11 protein-coding genes are annotated in these 13,479 nt (G+C 41.5%); all 11 read right to left on the bottom strand.

Features of this window, described 5'->3' with window-relative positions; all coding sequences use genetic code 11:
* Position 1: 1 nt before the first annotated feature.
* The gene (locus KO529_RS22180; protein ID WP_215950045.1) at positions 2-682 is read right to left on the bottom strand and encodes a recombinase family protein; all 681 of its coding nucleotides are present in this window, start codon (positions 680-682) and stop codon (positions 2-4) included.
* A 261-nt stretch (positions 683-943) separates the two neighbouring features.
* The gene (locus KO529_RS22175) at positions 944-2,911 is read right to left on the bottom strand and encodes a heavy metal translocating P-type ATPase (protein ID WP_215950044.1); all 1,968 of its coding nucleotides are present in this window, start codon (positions 2,909-2,911) and stop codon (positions 944-946) included.
* A gap of 41 nt (positions 2,912-2,952) precedes the next feature.
* A complete protein-coding gene (locus tag KO529_RS22170; RefSeq protein WP_215950043.1) occupies positions 2,953-3,369 on the bottom strand; it encodes a Fur family transcriptional regulator in 417 nt (138 codons plus the stop codon).
* A complete protein-coding gene (locus KO529_RS22165) occupies positions 3,370-3,756 on the bottom strand; it encodes a YkvA family protein (protein ID WP_354667790.1) in 387 nt (128 codons plus the stop codon).
* A 10-nt stretch (positions 3,757-3,766) separates the two neighbouring features.
* On the bottom strand, positions 3,767-4,486 hold the full coding sequence (locus KO529_RS22160; RefSeq protein ID WP_215950042.1) for a sulfite exporter TauE/SafE family protein: 720 nt from the start codon (positions 4,484-4,486) through the stop codon (positions 3,767-3,769).
* Positions 4,487-4,501: 15 nt separating this feature from the next.
* Positions 4,502-5,686: an efflux RND transporter periplasmic adaptor subunit gene (locus tag KO529_RS22155; protein ID WP_215950041.1), complete on the bottom strand. Its 1,185-nt coding sequence runs from the start codon at positions 5,684-5,686 to the stop codon at positions 4,502-4,504.
* 4 nt (positions 5,687-5,690) lie between these two features.
* Positions 5,691-10,055, bottom strand: a complete 4,365-nt coding sequence (locus KO529_RS22150; protein ID WP_215950040.1) for a CusA/CzcA family heavy metal efflux RND transporter — start codon at positions 10,053-10,055, stop codon at positions 5,691-5,693.
* A gap of 117 nt (positions 10,056-10,172) precedes the next feature.
* Positions 10,173-10,568, bottom strand: coding sequence for a hypothetical protein (locus KO529_RS22145; protein WP_252734521.1), 396 nt, complete (start codon positions 10,566-10,568; stop codon positions 10,173-10,175).
* Positions 10,569-10,932: 364 nt separating this feature from the next.
* Positions 10,933-11,190, bottom strand: a complete 258-nt coding sequence (locus KO529_RS22140) for a hypothetical protein (protein ID WP_215950039.1) — start codon at positions 11,188-11,190, stop codon at positions 10,933-10,935.
* A gap of 2 nt (positions 11,191-11,192) precedes the next feature.
* Positions 11,193-11,462, bottom strand: a complete 270-nt coding sequence (locus tag KO529_RS22135; protein ID WP_215950038.1) for a helix-turn-helix domain-containing protein — start codon at positions 11,460-11,462, stop codon at positions 11,193-11,195.
* Positions 11,463-11,591: 129 nt separating this feature from the next.
* Complete coding sequence (locus tag KO529_RS22130; protein ID WP_252734520.1) at positions 11,592-12,827, bottom strand: tyrosine-type recombinase/integrase; 1,236 nt, start codon at positions 12,825-12,827, stop codon at positions 11,592-11,594.
* Between the last annotated feature and the right edge of the window lie 652 nt (positions 12,828-13,479).

Raw genomic sequence — 13,479 nt, 5'->3', positions numbered from 1 at the left:
ATTATTTTTTAAAGTCTGGTTTTATATTTAAATGCCTTTTACAAAATGCGCTTTCTAGTTCCTGTTTTTCGTCCCAAAACACCTCGCCACATACTTTGCAATTTCTCCTTCCCTGAATCGCCAAATACTTATAAAGGGTAGGTTTTGATTTTATTCCTACCAACTTCATAATATCTACTATCGGAAGTTTATTTTCTTGATAGTACGAGGCAGCTAACATGGCCTTTTGTTTAGATTCTTTACCTAAACCCTTTTTACGACCCAATTGTACACCTCTCCTGCGAGCACTTTTAAGACCTGAGGTAGTGCGCTCGATTATGATATCTCGTTCCAATTGAGCGACAGCTCCAAAAAGTGTAATTATAAATTTACCATGGGCAGATGTCGTGTCTATGAAGGGGTCATTAATGCTTTTGAATCTAACTCCTAGACTTTCAAACTGATCTACTAATTTTAATAAATGTGAAATACTCCTCGCTATACGATCTAGTTTCCAAACAATAACTGTATCTCCTTCTCTTAGTTTAGAAATCATCAAATCCAGATCATGGCGCTCGGCCTTGGCCCCAGAAGAAACATCTCGATAGATATTCCGCTCAGAAACTCCTTCTTTCAAAAGGGCATCAATCTGTAAATTGGGATTTTGGGTTTTAGTACTTACCCTTACGTAACCAAATAGCATAATGGTATAATTATACCTCTAAAATTAAACTAGAAAACTATACCGGAAAAATGAACTTACTAGGAGTTATTAACCAAGAAAAATGAAAGTTTAATAATACGGTCATTTAAATATACTTATGTAGTTCCGTAAAAGGTTAATTAGCGAAACTATTAAAAAGGACCAAGAATGGGACATTTAGATAAAAGAATATCAGGAGCCTCAAAACTGACCCATAAAAAGGCCGTTTAACGGAACTACCGATATAGTAGATGAATTGCTCTAGCCCCACTTCATCTTTTGTAACCGAACTGCATTCAATATCGCTAACAATGCCACGCCTACATCAGCAAAAACAGCTTCCCACATTGTAGCCAGACCACCTGCACCAAGAATAAGAACTATAATTTTTACACCGAATGCCAAACCGATATTCTGCCAAACAATTCTACGTGTAGAACGTCCTATTTTTATGGCACGTGCAATCTTTGATGGTTGGTCATTTTGAATGATAACGTCAGCTGTTTCAATAGCCACATCACTTCCTAGACCTCCCATTGCAATCCCTACATCACTTGTAGCTAACACGGGAGCATCATTGATACCATCTCCTATAAAGGCAACCTTCGTATCTGGTTGTGCTTTGAGTTTTTCGACTTCGTTCAATTTATCTTCCGGTAAAAGACCGCCCTTCGCCCAATCTATCCCTAATTCTTTTGCAACCTCTTGAGTTATGGAATCCTTATCGCCAGAAAGCATAATGATTTTGGAAATTCCCGATTCCCTAATTTGTTTTATGGCTTGATGGGAATCTTCCTTCAATTCATCGGCAATAGTTACATAACCTGCAAATTTTTCATCAATGGCGACCATTACAATTGATTCTACGATACTATCTGTTTCTGAAGGCACTTCTATTTTGTTCGATGTCATTAAGGCTTTGTTACCTACCAAAATGGTTTTCCCGTTGACCCTTCCATTCAATCCTTTTCCGGCAACTTCGGATACTTCGGTCGCTTCAAAATCTGCACCATCTGCCTTGTATTCCAATATCGCCTTGGCAATGGGATGGGTGGATTGTTCTTCCATTGCCATCAAGTACTGCATAAACTCCGCTTCCTCCAAAGCGGATTTATTGACTACTTCCTTAATCTTAAACACCCCTTTGGTTACCGTTCCCGTTTTGTCCATTACCACGGTATTTACCTTGGTCATGGCATCGAGAAAGGACGCGCCCTTGAACAGAATCCCGTTGCGCGATGCCGCACCAAGACCACCAAAATATCCTAACGGAATAGAAATGACCAATGCACAGGGACACGAAATCACTAGGAATATTAATGCTCTATACAGCCAATCCCTAAACACATAATCATCAACAAAAAAGTAGGGCAAGAATGTCAGACCGATAGCTAGGAAAACAACAATAGGTGTATAAATCCGTGCAAACTTTCTGATAAATAATTCCGTCTTAGATTTTCTGGCGGTCGCATTCTGTACCATATCAAGAATACGTGCGATGGAACTGTCCTTAAATTCTTTGGTGGTCTCGATTTCGATTACGCCATCAAGGTTGATACTACCCGCAAAAACCTTGTCATCCTTGGCAATGGTGTCGGGTTTGCTTTCGCCTGTCAATGCTGCGGTATTAAAAGAACCCTTTTCAGAAAGTAGAATACCATCGAGCGGTACTTTCTCGCCTACCCGTACCTGAATTTTTTCGCCTATCCGGACGGTCTCGGGATTGACCGAAACAAAGTCGCCATCACGATATACCAATGCTTCGTTCGGACGTACATCAAGTAACGCTTTTATGTTTCCTTTCGCTCGGTTAACCGCAGCATTTTGGAACAGTTCTCCCACGGCATAGAACAGCATCACGGCCACGCCTTCGGGATATTCGCCAATGGCGAACGCCCCCAAGGTTGCGATGGACATCAGCAAGAATTCGGTAAAGAAATCGCCTTTTTTGATACTTTCCCATCCTTCCTTTATAACGGGAAATCCAACTGGAATATAGGCTACCGTGTACCACAATATGCGAATCCATCCTTTGAAAAACGGGAATGCCTCAAAGTAATCAATGGCAATTCCCGCTATCAGCATCACGAAACTGATAATAGCTGGCAAATAGGTCCTAAAATTTGAAACTTCTTCAGGGTTGCTGTGGTTATGACCATCATCGTGAGAATGCCCGCCCGAATGTTCTTGGGTGTCTAAGTCCCGAAGGTTTATTTTTTTCTTTTTCATTGATGCAATATCTAAATATTCTTAGTGCAACGGAAGTGCATTTATTGTCCACTACACTTTTCGCAAATGCCCTTAATGACCAAATTCGCATCTTCAGCTATATAACCTTCCGGTAAATTGATATGCGGGATTTTATGTTCGGTCAGACAGACCGTTTCATCACAGTTACCGCAATGAAAATGCAAGTGCAGATCTTGGTCAAGTTCACAATTGCAACCTGGTTCGCAGAGCGCATATTTTGAAATTCCCGTGCCATCATCTATCTGATGTACGATTCCCTTTTCCTCAAAAGTTTTAAGGGTACGGTATAAAGTAGTTCTGTCCGCTTTCGCGAAAGCGTTCTCGATATCCGTAAGCGCGACCGCGATATCTTTTTCGGCCATATATTTATAAATCAATATGCGCATTGCCGTTGGGCGCACGCTTTTATTTTCCAAAGTTTTTTCTATTTCTGTCATTCAATTTTTATTTTGAGCTATACTATTAATTATGATGAAGGCGATGGCAATCCAAATAAGTGCGATTACGAAACCTACCACCACGTTTTTCTTTTTATTCCATTGATAGGTTTTGGCTTGAATCCGGCTTTCGTCGCGCACCTCTTTCGGAATCAGTCTGATCGCCCAATAGATTCCCAAAGGCAATAGGATGATATCATCCAATAAACCTAGCACAGGGATAAAATCCGGTATCAGGTCTATAGGACTCAAAGCATAACTTATAACCAAAACTATAAGTGCTTTTGCCGTCCACGGTGTTTTTGGATGGCCATAAGCAAGATGCAGCACGACAAGTTCCTGCTTCAGTTTTTTGGCCTTATTTTTAATGGTTTTAAATATCGACACCTGTCTGTTTTTAAAAAATTATCAATTGAACCGAACTGACCAATAGTAAGATTTCAATTATAAAGTCCACTCTTTTAGTTGAAATTTTTGTAATTATCCGTTTGCCCAAATAACTCCCGCCTACCATCGCAAATCCTGCAAGCGTGCCTGTAACAAAGGTGTCAATATTTAACAGTTCGTACTTGCCATAGACAAAAATCTTGGTAAGATGCATCGACAAAGCGGTAAAAGCTTCGCTGGAAATATAACTCAGAGGTGGAAGCTTAAGACCTAAAAAGAATACGGCACCTACCGGCCCAGCACTTCCTATAAGACCTGAGACGAAACCTGTTATCGCACCACCGGGAATTAACCAATATCGATTGAGACCGAAGTCTTTTTTGTTACAGCGTTTATAGATTACCACCAAGACCAAAAAGATACCAATACAAATTTTCAAAAGGCTGGAATCGATATTTACCATTAACCTGCTACCTAAAACAGCAAAGGGTATCGCACCCAATAGAAATAGAATAACAGGTCGCCACCTTAACTCTTTGTAACTAAAGTATACCCTTGAGCCATTCCCGAAAAGTTGGGCAACTGTAAGCAAAGGAACGGCAACATTTAGAGGCACAAAATATGTAAGCAAAGGCAAGAGAATGAGACCGCCACCAAACCCGGCAACCCCTGAAATGGTTGCTGCTAATAAACTCAATATCAGTATGACGATAATCTGTGTTGGTTCCATCCTTTTAAGTCATCTTTAATCCTGGTGCCCGCCTTCCGATTTGTTCATTACCGCTTTTAACGTAAATGCGCCTTTCACTACAATTGCAGTAGTGTCCTGTACTTTAGAATAGTTTTTTATTTGAACATAATCAGTGGATTTTATGCCCGGTTCAAAAGCCACTTTTTCAAAATTGATTTCACTTCCATTTGTTCCAGTTATGATAAAAAAGTAAGAAGTTCCTTTGTCCGAGACTATGGCCGACGTTGGCAATGTCCTTACCTTTTTGCTATCCTGCATAATCTTTGCTTCTGTGTACAGCCCTGGTATCAACAACTCATCTTCCTTGAAATGGGCGTGTACCCTAATGGTCTTGGAATCCAAATCCAGATTTCTGCCTACCAGGGAAACCTCGCCCTCAAAGACGGGACTGTCCTCAAAGGCGGGAATGGTAAACATTACTTTCTGGCCTTTTTTGACCTTGGGAATATCCTTTTGGAAGAGTTGAAGCTCCAGATGCATATGTTCCCGGTTGATGACCTGCATAATCTCTTGGCCGGACATAACTTTCTCCCCACTGTGGGCGGAAACCGATGTGACCGTACCTCCAAAAGGTGCACGTAGGTAAACACGGTTCTGAATCTTGCCGTTCTCAACCTCGGTCGCGCTTATACCTGCGTAATTCAATTGTTCTTTCAATGCAGCGAGTTCCGCTTTTTTTATGGAATATTCCGATTGGGCCTGTTGTAGGTTTTTCCTTGCCCCTACATCGGCATCGTTCAAAATCTGCTGACGTTCCAGTTCCTGCTCCAGATAGTTCAGACGCCCATAAACACCTATATATTCTTGTTGTAAGCGGACGTAGGCCGGGTCTTTCATTTCCACCAACACCTGACCTTTTTTGACCACGTTGCCCTCCAAGAAGTTTATTTTGACCACAAACCCGTCCAATAGGGAAGAAATAGAAGCCATATTGTTGGGCGGGAGTTCTATGCTACCATTGGTCTCAATGGGTATTTTGATTTCCTCTTGACCAAATGTGCCATAAGTAAGTCCGGCATCTTCCGCCTGTGACTGCGTTAGGCTAATATGATCTTCTTCATGATGTCCTGTTTCAGGATTTTCCGCATTTATTCCAGCACTATCGATCCGATTGTCCTTACAGGCGGTCAACGAAAAAATCGTAAATCCCAAGACCGCTATTTTTGATATATAGTTCATTTTATTAATTTTTTGCAGTTAGGTATTCGAGGTCGATTACCGACAGATTGTAATTGAGCAGGGCATCGAACCAATTGGTTTTTATATTGGTCGCCTCGGAAAGACTCTGGATGTATTCAATATAATCGATACCCCCAACACGAAAGGAAAGCGAAGCCCCGTTAAGCAGTTCCTCGCTCATAGGTAGTCCGGTTTCCACATAATACGCCACTTGCTGTAACCATTGTCCGTAATTTGCGGTGGCCGTTGAAACCCTTTTGTTCATGGTCAGCCTTTCGCTTTCCAACAGCTCTTCCTGGCGCATCCTATCGATTTTCAGGGCCTGGACGTTCGCTTTCTGGGAATTGAAAAACAATGGAACACTGATTCCCGCCTGAAAACCATAAAATCCGCTCGTCCCATCCACGGTCTGTAACGAATATTGTAGATTGATATCCGGTAACCATTGGGACTGTTGGACATCGGTTTCTTCCTCGGCCAGGTTTACCAGCTCGTTTCGATAGGAAAGAAATGCATTGTTCTCCATCAGTTCGTCATCGTTCCCAGAACTTAAAATGGGGGTATGTTGTATCCCTAAAGGATAATTCTCATTGGAAATTTCCGAGGCCGTCAACTGTTCCAGTTCCAAAATTGCGGAACTGTATAGAACCCGGGATTCCTTCAGTTTCAGTTCGATTTGCTTTCGCTTGCTACTGGCGTTCAACTGTTCAAGTTTGGAGGTCTCGCCCGTCTCGTAGCGAAGTTTGGCCGCCTTTTCAAAATTGGCATATAGACTGTCCAGTTGGTTATAAAATTCGACTTTCTGCCATCCATTTACCCATTTGTAATAAGCCGTTGCCACCTGTCTTTCAAGTTCGTTCTGTTGCAATCGATAGCTTTTTTCGGCCACAAGCGTGCGCTGTTTCAATAGTTGGGAACGTTGGATATAGGTCGTTGGGAAATCAAAACTTTGGCCAATGCCATAACTATTGATCCCGGTACCGAGGTTGGATCGGTCGGCACCGTTGCCCGGCACTTCTTCCTCAGAATAAAAAAAACTGGTATTCGAGGGATTGAAGGCCGAGCCCTGTAATTTCCTGTTTTTATAAATGTTGAGGCTGTCCGCCCTCAGCATTGGGTTGTTGTTCATCGCCCGTTCCTGAAGTTGGGCCAGGGAAATTCCAATGCTGTCCATTGGGTTCTGTGCCTTCGTGGAAAGGGAAAAAACCAAGAACACCAAGACCGTTGCAATTGCGGGATTTATTTTCATCCTTTTCGGTTTTTCAAACCAGTTGTATAAAACCGGTAATACGATTAATGTGAGCAAGGTCGCCGTAAAGAGCCCGCCTATGACGACCGTCGCCAAAGGTCGCTGCACTTCAGCGCCCGAAGAACCGGAAAGTGCCATGGGCAAGAATCCAACGATATCGGTTACGGCGGTCAGAAAAATGGGTCGCAAACGCGATTTGGTCGCTTTTCTGATTCGCGTCCTCAAGTCGGTCACACCATCGGCTTTCAGTTCGTTAAGACTGCTTATCAATACCAGACCGTTGAGCACCGCAACCCCGAACAAGGCAATAAAACCCACCCCGGCAGAAATACTGAAAGGCATACCGCGCAGCCAGAGCGCAAAAACGCCGCCCACAGCCGCAAAGGGAATGGCGGTATAGATCAAAAGGGACTGCTTTAAAGAGCGAAGGCTGATAAAAAGGACGACAAATATGAGCACCAGAGCCAAGGGAACGACCAATGAAAGTCTTTTCTGCGCCCGTTGCAAGTTCTCGAACTCCCCACCATACGTAACCGAATAGCCCGGTGGAAGATCCAGTTTTTGCCGTATCGTGTTCTGCATTTCCTCGACAAGGGATCGGGTGTCCCTATTCCGCACGTTGACCCCGATAACAATGCGCCTACTGGTATCATCACGGGAAATCTGGGCGGGTGCATCCTCAAAACTGATGTCGGCCACTTCCCTTAGCGGAATTTTTTGCCCGTTGGCAAGCGGTACATAAAGGTTTCGGATGGATGCGATGCCATTTCGGGATTTTTCCTGAAGTCTGACTGTAAGGTCGAACCTTCTTTCGCCCTCGAATACCTTTCCGGTGGTTGCCCCGGCAAAAGCGGTACTGACTATTTGGTTGAGTTCCGAAATGGTAAGTCCGTACTCGGCCATTCGGCCACGTTTAAAGTCGATAACGATCTGCGGCAGGCCAACAACCTGTTCTACACGAACATCGGCCGCACCAGCGATAGCCCTGATAATTTCCGCAGCTTGGTTTCCTTTTTCCTGCAACAGTTCCAAGTCCTCGCCATAGATTTTTACCGCTATGTCCTGTTTAATTCCGGTCATTAGTTCATTGAAACGCATTTCGATGGGCTGGGAAAATTCGACATCCACGCCAGGTAGTTCGGACAGTGCTTCTTCCATTAGTTCTGCGAGTTCCTCCTTGCTATCAGCAGACACCCATTCATCCTTATTTTTTAGGCTGACCATAATATCGGCACCTTCGATGGGCATCGGGTCGGTAGGAATTTCTCCGGCCCCGATTTTCGTGACCACGGTCTTGACCTCAGGAAATCTGTCCAATAGGATGGTTTCCAGCTTGGTCATATTCTTCGTCATTTCAGAAAGGGAAGTACCAGGTGCCATACGTGTTTCCAAAGCAAAGTCGCCTTCGTCCAGTTTTGGTATGAATTCCCCGCCGAGTGTCGAGAATATGAAAATGGCAATGCCCATAAGGACGACTGCACCGATAACCACGATTTTTTTTGCGGACAATGCCCAATCCAGAACGGGACGGTATTTGCGCTCCAACCATCCCATGAATTTATCGCCGTATGTCTTTTTGTCCAGTTTTTTGGAATAGAGCAAGCTGGATGCGATCATTGGCACGTAGGTAAGACATAATATCATCGCACCGATTATCGCAAACCCGAATACAAGTGCCATCGGACGGAACATTTTACCTTCGATGCCTGTTAGCGTTAGGATGGGGATAAAAACGATCAGAATGATTATCTGGCCGAAAATAGCGGCGTTCATCATCTGGGAGGATGATTTGAACGCCAATCGGTTTACCTCGGATATCCGTTCTTCCTTGGAAAGCCTTTTGAGTTTGACAAGCCTTGTGGTTAAAAGGACGACCATTGCTTCGATAATAATGACCGCACCATCGACGATTATCCCAAAATCAATGGCTCCCAGGCTCATAAGGTTGGCGGAAACGCCGAAGGTGTCCATCATGCCCAATGCGAACAACATCGAAAGCGGAATCACCGAGGCCACAATAAGGCCGGAACGCCAGGTTCCCAGCAGGAATACCAAGAAAAATATCACGATAAGCCCACCGATTATCAGGTTTTCCGAAATTGTAGATGTCGTTTTTTCCACCAGTCGGGTCCTATCAAGAAAAGGCTTGATGCTAATCCCTTTCGGTAAGGTCTGCTGGATTTTGGATACATTTTCTTTTACTCGGGAAATGACATCGGCGGAGTTGGCGTCCTTTAACATCATCACGATGCCTACGACCGTTTCTCCCTTTCCGTCCTTTGTAGCCGCTCCGTAACGGGGCGCTTTACCAACACCCACTTTTCCGATTTGCCCCACGGTAAGCGGTACGCCGTTCCGATTCGTGATTACGGTCTGGCGTATATCATCAAAATCCTTGGCCAGTCCCTTGCTTCGTATGTAAAAAAGCTCTGGACCTTTTTCAATGTAGCTGCCACCCGTATTGCCATTGTTCTGTTGCAGGGCATTGAACACTTCAGGTAAGGTCAGGTTATATGAATTTAGAACGGAAGGATCAATCGCCACTTCATACTGCTTGATATAACCGCCCCAACTACTGATTTCAACGACTCCGGGGGTCATACTCAATTGGCGTTTAACGATCCAGTCCTGAATGCTGCGCAGTTTTACGGCATCATACTGGGATTCATAGCCCGGTTCAACTTCCAAGGTGTACTGATAGATTTCCCCAAGACCTGTGGAAATAGGTCCGATGGAAGGCGTTCCCAGATCGGAGCCTATATTTTCTTCGGCCTCCTTTAATTTTTCGTTTACGAGCTGTCGGGGCAGATAGGTGCCCATATTTTCTTCGAAAACAACTGTAACGACGGAAAGTCCGAAACGCGATATGGAACGGATTTCCTCCACCCCGGGGATATTTGCCATCGCCAGTTCTATAGGATAGGTAATGAACTGCTCGACTTCTTGTGCGGCAAGGTTCTGGGAAGTCGTAATTACCTGTACCTGATTATTGGTAATATCGGGTACGGCATCAATCGGTATTTGATTGAGCGAGTAGATTCCCCAGCCGGCAATGAGCAGGGTAAAAAGCCCGATAATAAGTTTGTTATTGATTGAAAAATCAATGATTCTATTGATCATTAGCTAAAAGCGTTAATTCAGTTAATAATGGAAGTAAGTTTTCGCGATAGCGAAAACAATAGGACATTCCCCAAAGGAAACATCACAAAAGGATATAGTTATCCGATAAAAACTGAATTATGCCCGTGGGGGCTGGAAAAGAGATTCTAGATATCTGGAATCGAAATGGGAAGTATAATCGTTGTATAGTTTGTTGTCCTCTGAAAACCATCTCTTTATGGTTACAGTATTCGAGGATGGAACAAACACTATTGGATGGCAGCATTGATGCTGGTTATGGGAAGGGGCATTATCCTGATCGGGGCCATCGTGATGGCCCTCTTTATCGCCATCATCATTAAAATAGTCCTCGATTACGTAATCGAAAAATGAATCGCCGTCATACTCTTTATGATCTTGGTAATGGTTAACGAAATTTGATATTTTTTCGATTTGACTACATAAGTCCATATCCATCGCTACTCCTTGAAGAAGGAAAATAAATGACATTGATATGGAAACAAGTACTTTCATTTGAGTTACAAAGATAGCAGAATTTTGGTGCAACTGTGTTGCAAAGTTCCTCTATCCCATCGGTTTTGTAAAAGGAACCATTTTTGGGACACTACCCATACTTCAAACCAGTTCCAAAACAGCCATGAACGTTTTTTGGGGCACGCTCAATTCAACATCGTGTAATTATTCCCACCTTTTATATACTTCTCTGCCGCATAATTATAAAGTTAATTTTCCCATACCTATCTCTAAACTTTCTGAAAGTTCACTGAATCATCATTTTTAAGAAGGTTTATGGGTCGTGGTTGTTGCAGAAGTGGTCTAAGCGTAAGATATCGATTCAAAAAGACTGATTTAATGTACGAGCATTTTAGAATACTACTTAAAGGGAGAGTTCATTCCCATCTTGGTTATCTTTATTTTTTTGTTGAATGATTTTGCTGTCATCCAAAGTAATATTTTTATTTAAAGTAATTTCCTTACTGTATTCTTCCATACCCGTGTGCATTGCGTGCATACGTCTATTATCCGATTCAATGATTTTAAACATTGGAGACTTTAGCTTCAATTCTTTGGCAAGTTCATAGCCAAGATTGAATGCTTCCATGTAATCCTTATCAACTTTTAGATGTTCTTCCATAATTAAAAAGTTTCGCGGGCGTACCTTTCAATGTACTCATTAATGGAATCCCGATCATAAAGAATTATTTTCCTTTGCGGTTGTGAAAATCTAATCTTACCTTCATCTCTTAATTTCTGTAAGGTGGTTGTAGATTTTATATTAAGCAATAACATTGCTTCTTCACCATCAATCCATTTAGCCGGCTTATCTCCGCGTTTAGATTCTAAATGCTCTACTACCTTATCAAATAAAGCATAAAAAGCTTCTTCTTGTAGACATACTACCTGCATCGGATTAATTGTTAACAGTTAAATATATTATCATCTTCGTGATTTTTCATTCTATAATATACGTATTATGTCCATTCTTTACCAATTAATTAGGTATAAGCGTTAATGGAACGGTCAAACGGTATCATCTCAATCAAAGTTTATAACCTTTTCTAAAGCATCATCCGTTTCCTTGTGCATGAAATTCGACTGATAATTGACCGTGGTTGTAATAGAAGAATGCCGATATAATTTCTGAAGCATTTGAATTGGGATTTTATCCCCTGAAATATTACCGAAGCTGTGCCTGGCAATATGCATACTAAGTTTCTTTTCGATACCTAGTTTTTCGGCCACAATTTCCAATCGCCTATTTAAATTTCTTGTAATAGTCTTTACCCTGGTTGCAATTAGTTTTTCGTCTCCCATATTAATCCCTTTCAAATAGGGAAAAACCAAATCGTTTTTATGGTTTTTGATTGATATATAAGGGTGTAGTATTCTCTTTGCTTTATCAGGTACGGCTAGAGAAACAAGTTTTTTGTTTTTACCCATTCGATAATAGAGTCTATCATCTTTAAAATCCGAACATTTCAATTTTAGGATATCTCCTACCCTAATCCCAGCAAAATAGAAACTTGTTAGCCATATATTTACTGTGTGTTGTTGAGCCTGTGTTAAGCCGTTAGCCATTTCCAGCAACTGGATCTCATCTACATTCAATCCTATTTTTTCAGTTTCGGGGAACTTGATTTGGATCTTGCCCTTGCCATATGGGTAGTTTCTATCATCGACTTGGTACTCTTTACGTGCAAAATTATAAATGGTTCGAATGAGCATTAAATAGTTAATAACTGTTCTTGGCTTAACCTTTCTTTCATAAAGTAGAAATGTTTCGAATCCCCTTAACAATTTAACATCCATGTCAATAAAAGATAACTCCTTACGCCCCAAAAAATTTTTGAATATATCCAGTCTTTTTTCTTGATTGTAATGTTGATCGAATTTTTTCCTATTTACAAGGTTTGCAAGGAAGATTTCGCTCACTTTAAAAAAATCAAATTTGTCCTCGCCTAGTATCTTTTTTGCCAAAGTTGAGACAGACTGTTTTTCTTCGCTTGCCTCCATTTCCAATACTATATCATGAGCTTCAGAAACCTTTTTTAATAGCATGTTATTAAGTCGCATGGAATTGGGGTGACTCCTTTTTACCAACCCTTTAGTTTCATCCCAATCCTTTTCTAGTATATACTCTCCGGTAAATAGAAATTTTGACTTCCTGTATTGAGTCAATCGCAAAGCAATTGGAAAAGTTCCATCTTTCTTCCGATAATTTTTACGCAATACTATCTTTATAGTCGCCATAATAAATTGTGCTATAGGCATAAAGATATAAAATCTCTGTACAACATATGTACAACATTTTGCGGTTTTTTATGGTTTTTTATGGTTTTTTCCAATAATTAAAATTTTAAAATGTCATCATAAATAACTGATTATCAAGTCATTTAAGACCATATCAATCCAATTCTGTTAGAATTCATAACCCGGAGGTCACGAGTTCAACTCTCGTTCTCGCTACAAAACTTAAGTTTATATAAATCAACGGATTGGCAATAGCTGATCCGTTTTTTTTATGTCCAAATTTGATTGAAAGCTTGCTCTTGAACACAAAAGTGAACACGTTTTGGAACACATTTTTATAAACTAGCATCTGGGAAGCCTTGAAAATAGATGGTTTTTTAAAACCAAGCAGGGATTATCCACTCCCCTATTTGGAAGAGGAATGTGAGTGCAACCTTTCTGAGAAACTATCTGATGCTGCAGGATTTTTGGTTGAGACCATCATGTATTGTCCGAAATCTGGAAGTGGTTATTATGAAGGTGGGCACGTATAATATAGATGTATTCTGAAGAAAAACAGTGCACAACAGAGCTTAAAATTAGTACCGGATTCTGGCTAAATCCAATGGTTTTTGTATATTTAAAAAGTCCGCCAAATTGAAAATTACACGATAGCAAATTATTCCAAATTTGG

Origin of the sequence: Arenibacter algicola (assembly GCF_018860365.1) — a bacterium.
Taxonomy (GTDB): domain Bacteria; phylum Bacteroidota; class Bacteroidia; order Flavobacteriales; family Flavobacteriaceae; genus Arenibacter; species Arenibacter algicola_B.
Note: the sequence above shows the minus strand (reverse complement) of the source record. Positions and strands in the feature narration are given on the sequence as shown.